Origin of the sequence: Streptomyces sp. NPDC048248, from assembly GCF_043201875.1 — a bacterium.
Classification (GTDB): domain Bacteria; phylum Actinomycetota; class Actinomycetes; order Streptomycetales; family Streptomycetaceae; genus Streptomyces.
Genome location: NZ_JBICZL010000022.1, coordinates 47,339 through 62,270 on the forward strand (window position 1 = coordinate 47,339; position 14,932 = coordinate 62,270).

Annotated in this window: 12 protein-coding genes and 1 pseudogene; 4 read left to right on the forward strand and 9 right to left on the reverse strand. The window is 70.8% G+C overall.

Features of this window, described 5'->3' with window-relative positions; all coding sequences use genetic code 11:
- Window positions 1-75 precede the first annotated feature (75 nt).
- Both ACGFZW_RS33845 and ACGFZW_RS33850 read left to right on the forward strand, forming a co-directional pair.
- Window positions 76-972 (forward strand): NAD(P)-dependent oxidoreductase, encoded by an 897-nt coding sequence (locus ACGFZW_RS33845; RefSeq protein WP_393897132.1) that lies wholly within the window; start codon window positions 76-78, stop codon window positions 970-972.
- The gene (locus ACGFZW_RS33850) at window positions 969-2,168 is read left to right on the forward strand and encodes a cytochrome P450 (RefSeq protein WP_393897133.1); all 1,200 of its coding nucleotides are present in this window, start codon (window positions 969-971) and stop codon (window positions 2,166-2,168) included. The genes ACGFZW_RS33845 and ACGFZW_RS33850 overlap by 4 nt, the downstream gene beginning before the upstream one ends.
- A gap of 494 nt (window positions 2,169-2,662) precedes the next feature.
- On the opposite strand, the pseudogene ACGFZW_RS33855 reads toward ACGFZW_RS33850, so the two are convergent.
- From ACGFZW_RS33855 to ACGFZW_RS33885, 7 genes and pseudogenes are all read right to left on the reverse strand, one after another.
- Window positions 2,663-3,621, reverse strand: a pseudogene (locus ACGFZW_RS33855) (sugar kinase).
- Window positions 3,618-4,979 carry an MFS transporter gene (locus ACGFZW_RS33860; RefSeq protein ID WP_393897134.1) on the reverse strand — a complete coding sequence of 454 codons (1,362 nt, stop codon included), beginning with the start codon at window positions 4,977-4,979 and terminating at the stop codon, window positions 3,618-3,620. Before ACGFZW_RS33860 ends, ACGFZW_RS33855 begins: the two are co-directional and overlap by 4 nt.
- Window positions 4,980-5,034: 55 nt before the next feature.
- Window positions 5,035-6,081, reverse strand: a complete 1,047-nt coding sequence (locus tag ACGFZW_RS33865) for an NAD(P)-dependent alcohol dehydrogenase (RefSeq protein ID WP_393897135.1) — start codon at window positions 6,079-6,081, stop codon at window positions 5,035-5,037.
- A gap of 49 nt (window positions 6,082-6,130) precedes the next feature.
- The gene (locus ACGFZW_RS33870; protein WP_393897136.1) at window positions 6,131-7,645 is read right to left on the reverse strand and encodes a mannitol dehydrogenase family protein; all 1,515 of its coding nucleotides are present in this window, start codon (window positions 7,643-7,645) and stop codon (window positions 6,131-6,133) included.
- A 30-nt stretch (window positions 7,646-7,675) separates the two neighbouring features.
- Entirely contained in the window at window positions 7,676-8,899 is a 1,224-nt protein-coding gene (manD, locus tag ACGFZW_RS33875) for a D-mannonate dehydratase ManD (RefSeq protein WP_393897137.1), read from the reverse strand.
- Window positions 8,899-9,900: a 2-hydroxyacid dehydrogenase gene (locus ACGFZW_RS33880; protein WP_393897138.1), complete on the reverse strand. Its 1,002-nt coding sequence runs from the start codon at window positions 9,898-9,900 to the stop codon at window positions 8,899-8,901. The genes manD and ACGFZW_RS33880 overlap by 1 nt, the downstream gene beginning before the upstream one ends.
- A gap of 55 nt (window positions 9,901-9,955) precedes the next feature.
- Entirely contained in the window at window positions 9,956-10,981 is a 1,026-nt protein-coding gene (locus ACGFZW_RS33885) for a LacI family DNA-binding transcriptional regulator (protein ID WP_393897139.1), read from the reverse strand.
- A gap of 147 nt (window positions 10,982-11,128) precedes the next feature.
- Between ACGFZW_RS33885 and ACGFZW_RS33890 the strand changes: the two genes are divergently transcribed.
- On the forward strand, window positions 11,129-11,602 hold the full coding sequence (locus ACGFZW_RS33890; protein ID WP_393897140.1) for a hypothetical protein: 474 nt from the start codon (window positions 11,129-11,131) through the stop codon (window positions 11,600-11,602).
- A 100-nt stretch (window positions 11,603-11,702) separates the two neighbouring features.
- On the opposite strand, the gene ACGFZW_RS33895 is transcribed toward ACGFZW_RS33890, so the two are convergent.
- Window positions 11,703-12,167, reverse strand: coding sequence for a fibronectin type III-like domain-contianing protein (locus tag ACGFZW_RS33895; RefSeq protein ID WP_393897173.1), 465 nt, complete (start codon window positions 12,165-12,167; stop codon window positions 11,703-11,705).
- 12 nt (window positions 12,168-12,179) lie between these two features.
- Here ACGFZW_RS33895 and ACGFZW_RS33900 point away from each other — a divergent pair, with 12 nt between their 5' ends.
- A complete protein-coding gene (locus tag ACGFZW_RS33900; protein ID WP_393897141.1) occupies window positions 12,180-13,667 on the forward strand; it encodes an MFS transporter in 1,488 nt (495 codons plus the stop codon).
- 6 nt (window positions 13,668-13,673) lie between these two features.
- Here ACGFZW_RS33900 and ACGFZW_RS33905 read toward each other — a convergent pair whose 3' ends face one another.
- Entirely contained in the window at window positions 13,674-14,723 is a 1,050-nt protein-coding gene (locus ACGFZW_RS33905; RefSeq protein WP_393897142.1) for an MBL fold metallo-hydrolase, read from the reverse strand.
- Window positions 14,724-14,932: the final 209 nt, after the last annotated feature.

Here is a 14,932-nt window from a genome sequence, read left to right on the forward strand (position 1 = left end):
GCACACGCTGCCGTGCCCAACGCCAGGCCGGCCTCGCACCCTGCGCCGGCCCAAGGCCGGCACCCGAGGAGATCCATGGCAGACACGGAGAACAACGCCCGGCCACCGCTGCGCGCGGGCGTCATCGGGCTGGGCATGATCGGTGGCGGCGTCGCCGTCAGCCTGTCCCGCAGAGGCCGCGTCCCCGTCATCCACGACATCCGGCCCGACGCCGCTGACGGTCTCGCCGGAGTTCCCTGCCCGGTGGCCTCGCCCGCCGCGGTGGCACAGGCCAGCGACGTGATCATGGTCGCCGTCGTCGACGCCGACCAGGCACGGTCCGTGCTGACCGGCGAGGGCGGTGTGCTCTCGACGGCCCGCGCCGGGAGCACCGTCGTCCTGCTCAGCACGGTGGCCCTCGCCGTCGTGCACGAGCTGTCCGCCGCGTGCGCTCGCGCCGGAGTGCGCTTCCTGGACTGCGGCGTCACCCCCGGCGACAAGGCCGCCGAGCACGGAATGGTGGCGATCGTCGGGGGCGCCCCTGAGGACCTCGCCCACGCACGTCCGGTTCTTGAGGACTGGGCCCGCACGGTGGTCCACTGCGGCCCCACTGGGACCGGGATGGCGGCCAAAATCGCCCGGAACGTCGTCACCTACGGCAGCTGGCGCGTGGTCAGCGAAGCGGTCGCGCTCAGCAGGGCGGCGGGAGTGGAGCCCGCCACGCTGGCGAAGGTCCTCGAGACCGCAGACCCGGCCGGCGCCACGCTCCTCCAACTGCTGCTACTGCAGAGCACCGACGCCCTCACGCCGGACCTGCGGCGGCAGATCGCCGATCTCATGTCCAAGGACCTGGACGCAGCCCTAGCCCTGGGCGGCGACCTCGACGTGTCCCTCCCCTCCACCACCACCGTGCGGGCAACCGTGACGGACACACTCGCCCCCGCACGGGCCCGACCCCACCAACCGGAAGCTTCCGCGAAGCAGGAGAAATGAACGAGACGCTGCCCTGCATGCCCGTCCACCGCGACAGCCTGCTGGACCCACCCGCCGAGTATCACCAGCTGCGCGAGGAGCAGCCCCTCACCCGGGTCCGCTTCCCCAATGGCACCACTGGCTGGCTGGTGACCCGCTTCGAGGAGGGGTCCCAGGTCTTCTCCGACCCCCGAATGAGCGCCCGCCGCCCCCGCCACGACGTCCCGGCGGAGGAGGGAGCGGAAGAGGCGCCGTTCGACCCGACGTTCGTGATGATGGACGAGCCCGACCACAGCCTCTACCGGCGTCTGATCGCCGGACGCTTTACCCCAAAGGCCGTAGCCCAGCGTCTCCAGCCCTACCTAGATCGCATTGTCGACGAGCACCTCGCCGCCATCGCCGCCGGCCCTGATACCTTCGACCTCGTGGAGGCCCTGGCCCTGCCGGTCCCTTGCCTGGTCATCTGCGAGCTGTTGGGCGTGCCGGCCGCCGACCGCGAGGGTTTCCACCACGCGACCGAGCGGATGATGGATACCGGCCTCAGCCGCGAGGAACGCGGCGCCGGAGCGAAGTGGCTCATCGACTACATCACCACCCTGGTCGCCGCCAAGCGCTCGAGCGGGGACACCGAGGGCTTGCTCGCCGACCTCATCGCCATCGCCGATGAGAAGGACCCGATACTGACCGAGGCGCAACTGGTCGGCATGGGCGTCCTGCTCCTGTTCGCAGGGCACGACACCACCGCCGCCATGCTGGGCCTGTCCGCCCTCACCCTGCTCACCCACCCGCAGCAGCGCCGGCAGTTCCTCGACCAGCCGGAGAAGACCCGGCCCGCAGTCGAAGAACTTCTGCGCTACCTCACGATCGTGCAGTTCGGTCTTGGTCGCGTCGCCCTGGAGGACCTTGAGATCGGCGGAGAGCGCATCCGCCGGGGCGAGCTCGTTGTCGTCGCCATGCCCACCGCTAACCGCGACCCCCGGGCGTTCGACAACCCCGATACCCCGGACTTCGACCGCCGTATGACCCGCCACCTCGCCTTCGGCTACGGCGTTCACCAGTGCCTGGGACAGAACATCGCCCGCGCGGAACTGAGCACCGTCCTTCCCCGCCTGTTCCGCAGGTTCCCCGGCCTCCGCCTAGCCGTCCCAGCAGATCAGGTGCCCATGGACACCTACGGCACCAACTACGCGGTCAAGAAACTCATGGTCACGCGCTGACGGGCCGAACGTCCCCGTGCTCCGACGCCGAAGCGAACGCTCGCCTCCGGAAGGCCCCAACGAGACTCATGGCAGCGTGATGACGATTGTCCGGGGCGCACTGCCGGACGCCGGGCAGGGCGGACCAGGCCCAGGTCAGGCTGCAGGTCGGTGAAGGTAGGCGAGCCGCTGCTCGGTGACCCGGCCGGGGCGGGCGCGACGATGCGGTGGCCCCGTCCGGTTCCCGCGTACCCGCCGGCGGCGCAGCCCCGGCCCTCGCCCTCGTCTCGGACCTCGATGCCCAACTCGCCGCCCAACGGCCTGCTCCCGGCGCAGCTCATTGGGCACCTACGCCTGCAAGGCGGGCGTTCAGTCGGTATCGCGGCTTGAGTTTCCGCCGTGGAGGCCACCTCAGGTAATGCGGGGCGTCGCCCTGCCTTCAGTCGTGGGTGTGACTGAAGGCAGGGCGACGCTCCTGATTGGTCGGGATGAGCCGGGCTCGACGCTCGATCCCCTCAGCGTTGTACGTCGCCTACGGTCTGCCGTGTTTCCAGCACGGCACGCGTCGGCATCCCTTCCCAGTCGCCGCGCACGGTACAGAGCAGCGCGCCGGCCAGTGCGGCAGTGGCCAGAGCGGACTTGGGGTCTGCCCCCGCCAGATGCTCGGCCAGGTAGGCGCCGACGAAGGCGTCTCCCGCGCCGACCGGGTCGACCACATCGACGGGGAAGGCTGGCTGCCGGTGCAGTGTGCCATCGGTCCAGGCGACCGCGCCGTCCGCGCCGAGTTTCACCACGGCGGTCGTGGGACCGAGCGACGCGAGCTCACGGGCCAGTGCGTCCGGGCTGCCGAGCTCGCGGTCGAGGACCATGGCGGCTTCGTCGTCACCGGCGAAGACGATGTCGGCCTGGGCGGTCAGCTCCCGCAGCGCCGGGCGAGCACTCTCCGAACCCCACAATGTGGAACGGTAGTTGACATCCACGGAGACTGTGGTGCGGTGGCTCCGCGCAGTCTGCACAGCGTGGCGGACGGCCTGGGCCGCGTCGGCGCTGAGGGCGGGGGTGATGCCGGTGACGTGCAGCAGTTGCGCCCCGGCGATCAGGTCCGTGTCGATGTCCGCCGGGCACAGTCGGGAGCCCGCGCTGTGGGAACGGTAGTACCAGACTTTGACGGCCCCACCGGGCAGCCGCTCCTTGAGCATCAGCCCGGTGGGGCGTCGCTGTCACGGGTCGCGCGTACGTCGATGCCCTCGCCGCGCAGTTCGCGGACCACCCGGTCGCCGACGGAGTCCGCGCCGAGCCGGCCGGTCCAGACGACCGGGGTGTCCAGGCGGGCCAGGGCCACGGCGACATTGCTCTCCGCGCCCCCGATGCCCAGGGCCATGTGGGAGATGTGCGGCAGGTAGCCGGTGTCCGTGGCGGCGAGCAGGCCCATGGTCTCGCCGAGCGTGACGGCGTAACTCCGTGCGGCGGTCATGCGTGCACGTGCGCGGTGGCGTCGGCCGGGTCGTTCAGGTCGCGGTCGAGCGTCTCCGGCGACAGCCGTACGGCGATCAGGCTGATGAGGCCCATGAGCATCATGTACGCGGCGACAGGTATCCAGGAACCGGAGAACGCGGTGACGAGCCCGGCGCAGATCAGGGGTGCGACGCCACCGCCGAGCACGGAGGAGAACTCGCGGCCCAGGGTCACCCCGGCGTAGCGGTAGCGGGCGCCGAACATCTCGGGGAAGTAGCTCATCTGGACGCCCACCGCGCCGTGTGCGGCGAACACGAAGCCGAGGACGATCACGACGACGACGGCGGTGGTGGATCCGGTGTTGAGGGCGATGAAGCTGGGGGCGGGCAGGACGATCAGCGCGCTCATGATGGCGGTGGAGACCGGGCGGCGGCCGAAGCGGTCGGAGAGCCGGCCGGTGCACAGGGCTGCGACACCGCCGCACAGTGCGCCGATGACCAGTACCTGGGGCACCAGGCCGGAGTCCACACCGACGGTGGTGATCAGGTAGGAGGCCATGAACACCTGGTAGGTGTACGACTGGGCGCTGACACCGAGGCTCATGAACATCACCAACAGCAGCGGTCGGCGCCCGCCACGCAGCACCTCCCTGACGGGGGAGGCGGGCTTGGCCTGCTGCGCCTTGAGTTCCTCGAAGACCGGGCTCTCGTTGAGCTTGCGCCGGATGATCAGGGCGCCGATGGTGACCAGCAGGCTGCTGGCGAAGACCAGGCGCCAGCCCCACGTCATCAGGTCGTCGTCAGGCAGGAGTTGGACCAGCGCCCAGGCGGCGGCGCCGAGTGCGGTGCCGATGGCGGCCCCGGTCATGACCATCGAGGCGAGGACACCGCGATGGCCCTTCCGGGCGGTCTCGGTGAGCAGGGTGGAGCCTCCGGACTGCTCGGCGCCGGCGCCGAAGCCCTGTGCCATCCGGCACAGCACCAACAGGGCGGGGGCGAACGCGCCTGCCTGGGCGTAGGTGGGCAGCAGTCCGATGGCGAGGGTGGAGCCGCCCATCAGGAGGAGTGTGGCGACCAGTACCCATTTGCGTCCGAGGCGGTCGCCGTAGCGGGAGAAGAAGAGACCGCCGAGCGGGCGCGCGGCGAAACCCACGGCGTAGGTGCCGAAGCTGGCGAGGACGCCGACGGCCGGGGAAGATCCCGCGAAGAACAGCTCGCTGAAGATGAGGGCCGACGCGGTGCCGTAGATGACGAAGTCGTACTGCTCCAGGGCGGTGCCGACCAGGCCGGCGAGAGCGGCTCGGCGGACCGTGCGGGGGTCTGGGGCGGGCTGCTCGGCCGGGGCGGCCGCTGGTGCTGTGGGCGCGGTGGAGTCCATCGTCCATGCCTCCTTGGATGGATGGGGCGCTGCGGAATGGGGACGTGGGGAGCGGTCACCTGGAGGTGTCGCCGGGCCGGATGACGACCTTGAGGTGAGTGGGGTCGGTGGTGGGTGCACGGAGGGCTTCGGCGGCGCGGTCCAGGGGGAAGCGGCCGGTCAGAACGGCGGCAAGGTCGACACTGCCGTCGGCGGCAAGGGCGATCGCGGTGGGGAAGGCGTGGGCGTACCGGAAAGCGCAGACGAGGTCGATCTCGAAGCGCTGGAGATGGGCCAGGGGGAGGCCGTCGACCGCGGGGGGCGCCTGGCCCACGACCGTGGCGCGGCCGCCGGGGCGCAGCGTGTGCAGGCCCTGCCGGAGCGCCGCGGGATGGGCCGAGCACTCCAAAAGCCGGTCCATCCCCGTGAGGTCGAGGTCGTCGCGGGCGGTGTTCACGGTGCGGGTGGCGCCCAGCTTGCGGGCTTGGGCGAGGCGGGCGTCGTTGACGTCGGTGACGACGACCTCGACCGCTCCGGCGGCGCGGGCCACCTGGGTGCACAGGATGCCGATGGGGCCGGCGCCGGTGATCAGCACACGGTCGCCGAAAGCCACCTCGGCGCGGCGCACCGCCCATACGGCGACGGCCAACGGCTCGATGAGCGCGCCGAGTTCGAGAGGTATCGCGTCCGGGAGCGGGTGCACGGCGCGGCTCGGGGCGACCAGGTGGGTCGTGAGGGTGCCGTGGGTGGGCGGCGAACCGAAGCACGCACCGGTCGGACAGAGGTTGTACCGGCCGGAACGGCACGTGGTGCACACCCCGCAGCCGACGGCTGGTTCGACGGCCGCGCGGGTGCCGGGTGCCACCGTGGCGGAGGCGCCGGCTGCGACGACGGTGCCGGACGCCTCGTGGCCGAGGGCGGTGGGCTGTCGCAGGACGTTGCGGCCGTTGCGGCCGTGGGCGAAGTAGTGCATGTCGGAGCCGCAGACACCTACCGCGTCGACGGCGACGAGTACGTCGTCGGCGCCGAGCGGTGGCAGCGGCAGATCCTCGACGCGCAGATCCTCGGCGCCGTGCAGGACGGCGGCGCGCGCCGTGGTGGGCAGGGAGAGAACTGATGTCATGAGCTCACGTCCTTGTGAGGGGGGCAGACATGCGGGGGAGAGGCGGGGCTCAGGCGGAGCGGGCGGCCTCAAGGGCGGCTGCGTGCGGTCCGCGGGATTGGATGATGTCCACGAACTCGCCGATCCTGGACGGGAATTCGGGGTGTTCGCGCAGCTCGTCGCCGAGTAGGCCGTCATCCAGGACCGCGGCGGCGAACGACGGTCCGTCCTCGGTCCGGGCGCGCAGCGCGGTGAGGCGCTCGCGCGACGGGTCGATCATGGCGGCGGCATGCTCGCCGGGGTCGGATCCGGAGGCGGGGGCCAGGCAGCTCAGATAGGCGGCGATGGTGAGTGCGAGGTGGTGGGGCATGCGTCCGGCCCGCAGATGGAGGAGCGCGGGGTCGGGGACGCGCTGGCGCAGTTTGACGGAGCCGTCCGAGCCGACCTGCCGGGTGCGGTGCCCGAGCGCCGAGTTGGACCAGCGGGTGAAGAGCTGCGCGACGTAGGCGTCGAGATCGACGTCGTCGGGGACGGTGAGGCTCGGCAGGTACTCGTTGTGCAGGACCGCGCGGGCCGCCTCGGTGACAAAGGGCTGCGCGGTGGACTGCGGGATGGTGTCGCAGCCCGCCAGGGCGCCCAGGTAGGCGATGAGTGAGTGCGTGCCGTTGAGGAGGCGGACCTTGAGGAGCTCGTAAGGCTCGACGTCGTCGGTGAACAGTGCGCCGCCGGCCTCCCAGGCCGGACGGGACGCGGCGAACCGGTCCTCCAGGACCCACATGGTGAACGGCTCCGCCGGTACGGGGACTTCGTCGTGCAGGCCGAGCGCGTCGGCGACGGCGGTGCGCTCGGCGTCCGTGGTCGCCGGGACGATCCGATCGACCATGGTGTTGGGGAAGCTGACGTTCCCGGCCGCGAGCCAGGCGGTGACTTCTTCGCATTCACCTGCCGGCAGGTGGGCGATGAACTCCTCGACGAGGCGGCGCGTGTGGTCGCCGTTGCCGACGAGGTTGTCGCAGCTGAGGACGGTGAGCGGGGCGCCGTGGGTGGCGGCGCGTTCCTGAAGCGCGCGCACGATGCGACCGAGGGTGGTCTGCGGGGCGGCACGGTTGCCGCGCAGATCGGCTCGGATGCCGGGGTGGTCGAGGTCGAGGCCGCCCGTGCGGGGTGAATACGTGTAGCCGTTCTCGGTGACGGTCAGGGAGAGGATGCGGGTGCCGGGGGCGGCCAGGGCGCGCTGCACTTGCTTGGGTTCGCGTGTGGTGGCCAGCACTCCCGTGTGTATGGCGGGGATGGTGTAGCGCATGCCGTCCGGGGAAACCTCGGCGACGGTGTAGCGCAGATCCTGTGCACGCAGCGCGTCGGCGACGGCGGTTGAGCGTCCGGCGACACCGAGGGTGCCCCACGGGCCTTCTTCGTGTGCGAGTGCGGCGCCGGTGTACACGGCTTGGTGGGCGCGATGGAAGTTGCCGAGGCCAAGATGGACGATGCCGGTGTCGGCCGGGGTGAGGGTGCGGTGGTGGAGCAGCGTGCCGACCGGGGAAGTGGCGGCGGTCAGCCGGGCCGTTTGGGTGGGGGCGGTGTTCATGGGGGGAGTCCGTCCTTGCGGCGGGCGGGGTCACCAGTCGGTCATGGAGCCATCACGCCGGCGTGCCACCGGCAGATAGGCCGGCTGGTAGGCGTGGCGGGCGGCGAGTTCCTCGTCGACCTCGATGCCGAGGCCGGGCGCGTCGCCCGGGTGCAGATGACCGTCGTCGTACGACCAGGAGTGCCGGAACACCTCGTGCACCAGCGGGTCGTAGCCCATGTACTCCTGGATGGCGAAGTTGGGTGTGGCCAGGCCGACATGGAGCGAGGCGGCCAGCGCGACGGGGGATACGTCCGAGGGGCCGTGCGGGCCGAGCTTGATCTGCCAGATGTCGGCGAGAGCCGCGATCCGGCGCAGGTGACTGATGCCGCCGGCGTGGGTGACACAGCAGCGCACATAGTCGATGAGCTGCTCGGTGATCAGTGCCTGGGTTTCCCAGATGGTGTTGAAGACCTCGCCAATAGCGAGCGGAACGGTGGTCTTGGCGCGGATGGGGCGCAGGACCTCCTGGTTCTCGGCAGGTGTGACGTCCTCCAGCCAGAACAGGTCGAGGTCCTCTAGCGAACGGCCAAGCCGTGCCGCCTGGTTGGGGGTGAGGCGGTGGTGGGCGTCGTGGAGGAGCTTGATGTCCGGGCCGATGTGGGCGCGGGCGGCCTCCAGGGCCTTCGGCGCGTGGCGCAGATAGGCGTCGGTGTCCCAGACCTCCTCGACAGGGGCAAGGCCGCGCCCGGCGGGCTCGTATCCGGCGCCTTCCTTCGTGACGCCGTAGACCACGTCCAGGCCGGGGACTCCGGTCTGGGCCCGGACTGCCTGGAAGCCCTCGTCGAGCCGGGCGTCGATGGAGTCGAGGAGCTGCGGGACGTCCCAGCCGGTGGTGTGGGTGTAGGAGAGGATCCGATCGCGCACCGCGCCACCGAGCAGTTGGTAGACGGGCAGCCCCGCGGCCTTGCCCTTGATGTCCCACAGCGCCAGGTCCACCGCACCGATGGAGGTCATGGTGACCGGGCCACGGCGCCAGTACACACCCCGGTAGAGGTACTGCCACGTGTCCTCGATGCGGGCCGGGTCGCGGCCGATGAGCAGTGGGGCCAGATGGTCGCGGAGGTAGGAGGCGACGGCCAGTTCGCGGCCGTTGAGGGTGGCATCGCCCCAGCCGACGAGACCTTGCTCGGTGGTGATCTTGAGAGTGACGAAGTTTCGTGTGGGGCTGGTGACCAGGACGTCGACGTCCTCGATCCGATCGGGCTTGCTCATCAGGGCTGCTCCACGATGTTGGTGAGTTCCTCGCCCGCGGCGAGGCGCCGGATGTTGGCAGCGATGTCGGCCGCGCGGGCGGTGAAGGTCTGGCGCGTCAGGCCGCTGGAGTGCGGGGTCATCAGGACGTTGGCCAGCGTGTGGAAGGGGTGGCGACTGGGCTGCTGGTGCTCACCGGGCGCGGACGGGTAGGCGTACCAGACGTCGAGCGCGGCGCCGCCCAGGCGGCCGGAGCGCAGCGCCTCGTACAGTGCGTCCTCGTCGACGACCGGTCCGCGTCCGACGTTGATGAGGACCGACTCGGGGTGCAGTCGGGCGAGTTCGGGTGCGCCGATCAGTCCGATGGTGTCGGCGTTGAGCGGTACGGCGACGACCACGACGTCGCTGCGGTCGAGCAGATGTGGCAAGTCGTCGACGGAGCCGGACCATTCGAGGCCCTGGGCGGCCGCGTCCACCTCACCGCGGCGGGAGACGGCGACCCCGCGGGCCCCGAAGGCCCGGAGCAGCTGCCAGGAGCGGGCGCCGATGTGTCCGAATCCAACGAATCCGACTGTTGCCCCGGCGAGGGTGGGCTGCCACTCGGCTTCGGCGGGGGCGTACACGGGGCTGAGCCAGCGACCCTCGCGCAGGGCGGCGTCCTGGCGCAGCAGCCCGCGCCGGAGGAGGGCCGCCGTGGCGGCCACGTACTCCGCCATGGAGTCCTCGTGGTGGTACGTGCAAGCCACCTCGGTTCCGGGCGGGAGCGCGGAGAAGTCGATGCCGTCCGTGCCGGCACCCGCGGCGTGAACCAGACGCAGCCGCTCGGCGGTTCGGACGGTGGAGGCCGAACAGGTCCCGGACACCAAGACGTCGGCCTTGGCCAGGGCCACCGCGACAGCGCCCGAATCGGCCGGGTCGGCCCACCGGACCGTGCTGCCGGAGGGCAGCTGATGCTCGAACTCCGCGCGCAGGGGACGGAGGTTGGTGTCGGCCACGACGATGTGCATGCCTTCCGTGCTCATGCACGGCCTCGGCACGCGAACTGCTGGTACATGGGTGCTCCTACGGGACGTGGGCTCAGGAGTGGGTGACGAGGGTGGGGGCGGCGGCCCGTACGGGGCCCGTGGAGCCGCGCACGTGGAGTTGGGCGGCCAGCCGCAAGGTGTCCGGTCGGGCGCGGTCCGGGTCGGACAGTGCGTGGGAGATTCGTTCCACCGCGCTTGCCGCAGCCCGTGCCATCGGGACGGCGACGCTGGTGAGCGCCGGGTGCGAGACCTCCGCGAACGGGATGTCGTCGAAGCCGACGACGCTGAGGTCCTCCGGAACGCGCACGCCGAGGGTACGGGCGCCGGCGAGGATGCCCAGGGCCACGAGGTCGTTGTGGGCCAGGACGGCGGTGGCACCCGAGGCGACCACGCTCGCTGCGGCCGCGGTGCCGCCGGCCACGGTCTCCGACTGCCGCCCCAGCAGGTCGAGTTCGAGCCCTGCCTGCGCCGTGAGGTCGCGGGCCAGGGCGACGCGGTGGGCGTTGGACCAGGAGTGTGTGGATCCCTGTACGTAGGCGAGCTTGCGGTGGCCGAGGGCCGCCAGGTACTCGATGGTCTGGCGCAGCCCCTCGCTGGCATCGGCGAGTACGCAGTCGGCCTGGCCTGTCTCGCGGTTGACCAGGACCACCGGAGTGTCACCGCTCAACCCGATCACCTCGTCGGCCTCGAGCCGCGGAGAGCAGACGATCAGCCCGGCCGCGCGCTGCCTCAGATGCCCGATCAGTTCGCGCTCATGGTCGGGATCGAAGTCGGTGTCGGCCAGTACGACGGCCAGCCGCCGGTGCCAGCCCTCCCGCTGGGCGCTCTTGACGAAGGAGCCGAAGACGGGGTTGGCGACATCCGGGACGATCACCGCGAGGGTGTCCTGCTGGAGGTCCCGGCCCGCTCCGCCCTGCGCGCGACCGGAAGGCGCTGCGTATCCGAGTTCCCGGGCCGCTTCGACAACCTTGCGCAAGGTTTCTGGACCCAGGCGGTCCGGATCGTTGAACGCGCGAGACGCGGTAGAAAGGGCGACGCCTGCGCGTTTGGCCACGTCCGTGAGAGTGGGGGGCACCATGCCTCCTGAGGGGTATCGCGGTGCCGCGTTACCGGCGGGGTGAAGGCCGAGGGGGCGGCCTGCCTCATCCTCGGCAATGTTGCGCAAGGTTGTCAACGGATTGCCGACAGGTAAATTGAGGTCAGCGGGGGCGCCATCGTGGAACCTATGAGTGGAGGCGCGTCCAAGGGAGCCGCCGAGGAACGCCGACAGCTGATCATCTCCTCCACGGCGCGACTTCCACTGTCCCCTCCTGTTCGCGCTCGGGCGGCGATGATTCCGCGACGGGCCGGTTTGGTGGGGACGCGCAACACCAGGTCGCCGAGCGGCAGCCGCCTGGAGGTGTGGGGTTTCGAGAAGCTCGGTTTGGTCACCGAGCTCATCACCAACGCGATCCGCTACGGCAGCCAGCCGATCATGGTGCGCGTGCTGCGCGACCGCACCCTGGCCTGGAAGGTCCCCGACGGCAGCAGCACCTCGCCGCGTCTGCGGTGCGCGGCCACCCGGACGAGGGCGGGCGAGGACTCTCGTCGTCCAGTTCGCCGAACGTTGGCGCGCCGGCTACACCGAGAATGGGGAGGTCACCTGGGGCGAACAGCCCCGGAGTGCGCTCAACCGCAGTTCCTCATGCCGAAGTTGTAGGCCACAGTACCCACGAGGGGCAAGACAGCATCCCGGGTCGGCCAACCGCTCGCCGTGCCGACTCCGGGCTGAGGTTCGTCCCCTCGAGAGCCGCCTGCCCTCACCTCACCGACTCGCCGGCCGGACGGATGTCATGCACGGGCACGATCACCTGGACTCGGCGATCCGCGAGGGAGCGGCCGGCTTCGATCACGTACCGGCCCGGCAGGAGCTGCCAGGCGTCCTCGTCATCGTTCCAGACCTGGGCTGCCCTGCGTGGCAGGGGGATGGTGACTCGGACGGTTTCGCCCGGGGCGGCGTCTGCGGCGGCGAAGCCGAAGAGCCAGCGGGTGGGGCGTTCGACGTCGGCCCCCTGGCCCGGCCCCAGGTCCGCGTCAGACAGGTACGCCTGGACGACTTCGCGTCCCGGCCGATGACCGGAGTTGCGTACTTCGACGGTGAGCGCGCCGAGGATTCGCCGTCCGGACCGTCCGACGGGACGAAGTCTGCGGCCGCGTACTCCCAGGTGGTGTAACCGAGGCCGTGACCGAACCAGTAGCGAGGCTCGGCGCCGCTCCTCTCCCAGGCGCGGTCACCGATGAAGACGCTGTTCATGGTCGGCCTGGACGGCTCCGTCGTCTCGATCGCCAACCCCGAGATCGGCCGGGACCTGAACGCGTCCACCGCCGACCTGCAATGGGTCACCAACTCCTACCTGCTGGCCCTGGCCGCCGCGCTGATCCTCGGCGGGAAGCTGGGCGACCGTTTCGGCAGGCGCACGTACTACCTGATCGGTCTGGTGGGCTTCACGGCCGCCTCCGTCGCCATCGGCCTGGCGGGCTCGATCCACGGCGTCATCGCCTTCCGCGCTCTGCAGGGCTTGTTCGGCGCGCTGCTGATGCCGAACACGCTAGGTCTGCTTCGCGCGGTGTTCCCGCCGAAGAAGTTCGGTATGGCAGTGGGTATGTGGGCGATGGTTTCCTCGGCGTCCACGGCCCTCGGCCCCATCGTCGGCGGGCTGCTCGTCGAGCACGTGAACTGGGAGTCCGTCTTCTACATCAACGCTCCGATCGGCGTCATCGCGCTCATCTTCAGCGCGCTGGTGCTGCCGCAGAGCAAGAACGCCGCCGGTCGGCACCGCTTCGACGTTCCCGGCGTCATCCTGCTCGCGGTCGCCCTGCTCGTCGTGGTCTTCGGTGTGGTCAAGGGCGAGACGTGGGGCTGGAGTTCCGGCTTGACGCTGGGCGCGCTCGCTGTCGGCATCGTGATCCTGCTGGTGTTCGGCTGGCACGAGACGCGTGTCGAGCACCCTCTTCTCCCGATGCGGCTGTTCCGCAGCCCCGCGCTGACCATCGGCACCATCATCACCGCGGTCAACTTCTTCGTCCTCCTCGGTGTGATCTTCTTCGTCATGCTGTACCTGCAGAACGTACGAGGCTTCACCCCCGTCGAGGCCGACGTGCGCACCCTGCCGCTCAGCCTCGCCTCCGTCGTCGCCTCGCCGCTGGGCGCCAAGCTCACCGAGAAGTGTGGCGCCCGGCTGACCATACCGCTCGGCATGGTCCTCCAGGCCGCCGCCTCCTTCGCGATGCTCGGCTGGGGCGTGCACTCCTCATACGCTCCGATGTGGCCGCCGTTCATCGCCCTCGGCCTCGGCGTCGGCATGGTGATGGCCGACTCCTCCGACGCGATCGTCGGCAACGCGCCCGTCAGGGACGCGGGGGTGGCGGGCGGCCTGCAGGCCACGGCACTCCAGGTCGGCGGGGCGCTCGGCACCTCCGTACTGGTCTCCCTCGTCAGGAGCCGGGTCGGCTCCACCCTGACCGGCGAGCTGGCCGGCGCCGGGGTGCCCGCGCCCATGGCCGAGAAGATGCACGAGGCCAAGGACGCGGTGGCGATGGGTGTCGCGCCGGTCAGCGGTGACCTGCCCGCGCAGCTCAAAGCCGCGGTGATCGAGGGCAGCGGCCAGGCGTTCGTCAACGGCGTCCACACCGCCGCCCTCGTCACCGGCGTATTGTGCGTGGCCGGTGCCGTCCTTGCTGCGGTCGGCGTACGACGGAACCCGCAGACCGCGGCCCATCATTGAGGTGGGTCAGGATCTGCCCACGGGGAGCTGAAGCAGGTCCTGGCCGACGATGAGCCGGCCGGAGTAGCCGCGCTGCGCCGCTTTCCAGCGTCGGGTGGCGTTGTTGCCGGGAACGAGGTGGTTGAGCACCAGATTCCTGGCTCCGGCCGGCTCCGCCACATCGCGGCCCACCTGCTCGATGGTCGTGTGGGCGGCGAGCAGGTGCTGCCGCAGCGGATCGCCGATCTCCGTCGGCAGGGTCGCGACGAGCCGGTCGACGAACACGGGGTCGATGACCTCGTGGACCAGGTAGTCGGCGTCCTGGGCCAGGTCGATGAGGTTGTCGCTGACGCCGGTGTCCCCGGAGAACACGACCGAGCCGTCCGGGGTGTCGAACCGGTAGGCGAAGGCGGGTGCCGTGGGGTGGTGGTCGACCAGCGTGGCCGTCACACGGACATCGGCGTCCTCCCACACCGGGATGGGCGCCCTGAGCCTGGGCGGCTTGCCCTGCGGGTCGATGTCCCAGATGCCGGTCAGGTCGATGTCGTGTACCGAGAACAGGTCGTCTGGGCTGGTGAAGTTGCTGTCCCGTGCCCGGTCGTTGAAGTCGTTCGCGAACGCCTGTCGCAGGTAGCCGGTCATGGCGGAGATCCCTGGTGTGGGGTCGTCGGGGTTGAACACCGGCGGCGCGGGCCTGCCTGCGGGGAACACCCGCGGCAGGGAGCCGCGGTCTCCCGGGCCGAACACCTCGATCGGCGGCAGGGCGCGCCCCACGATGTTCATCGGTCCGGTCGCGTAGAGAGCGGGCCAGTCGGTGACGTGGTCGCTGTGCAGGTGGGTCAGGAAGACGGCCCGTACGGCCGACAGGGAGGAGCCGAGGCCGCCGCGCCCGCCGAGGCCGCTCTGCACCAGGCGCTGTTGCGAGCCCGCCCCGAGATCCACGAGGTGGACCCGGCCCCGGTGGACCACGGCGCTGGAGACGCCGCATCGGGCTCCGTCGATCCAGGCCGGCCCGCCCGCGGTCCCCAGGAGTACGAGCCGGGTCCGGTGCCGGTCGGCTTCGGGACTGCGCTGCACGGATCGCGCCGCGGCCGGTCGCGCGCCAGCCGCCACCAGTCCGCCTGCGGCTGCGGTGGCTCCGAGGGCTTGCAGGAACCGGCGGCGGCCGGAATCGGGAAGGGAATCCCCTTGGCCGAGGACCCGCGCGACGAGATCACACACAGTGGATACGCTCCTTGCTCGCTGGACATGAGGGACGTGCTGGGTATGAGGAACTTGCCGAGCGG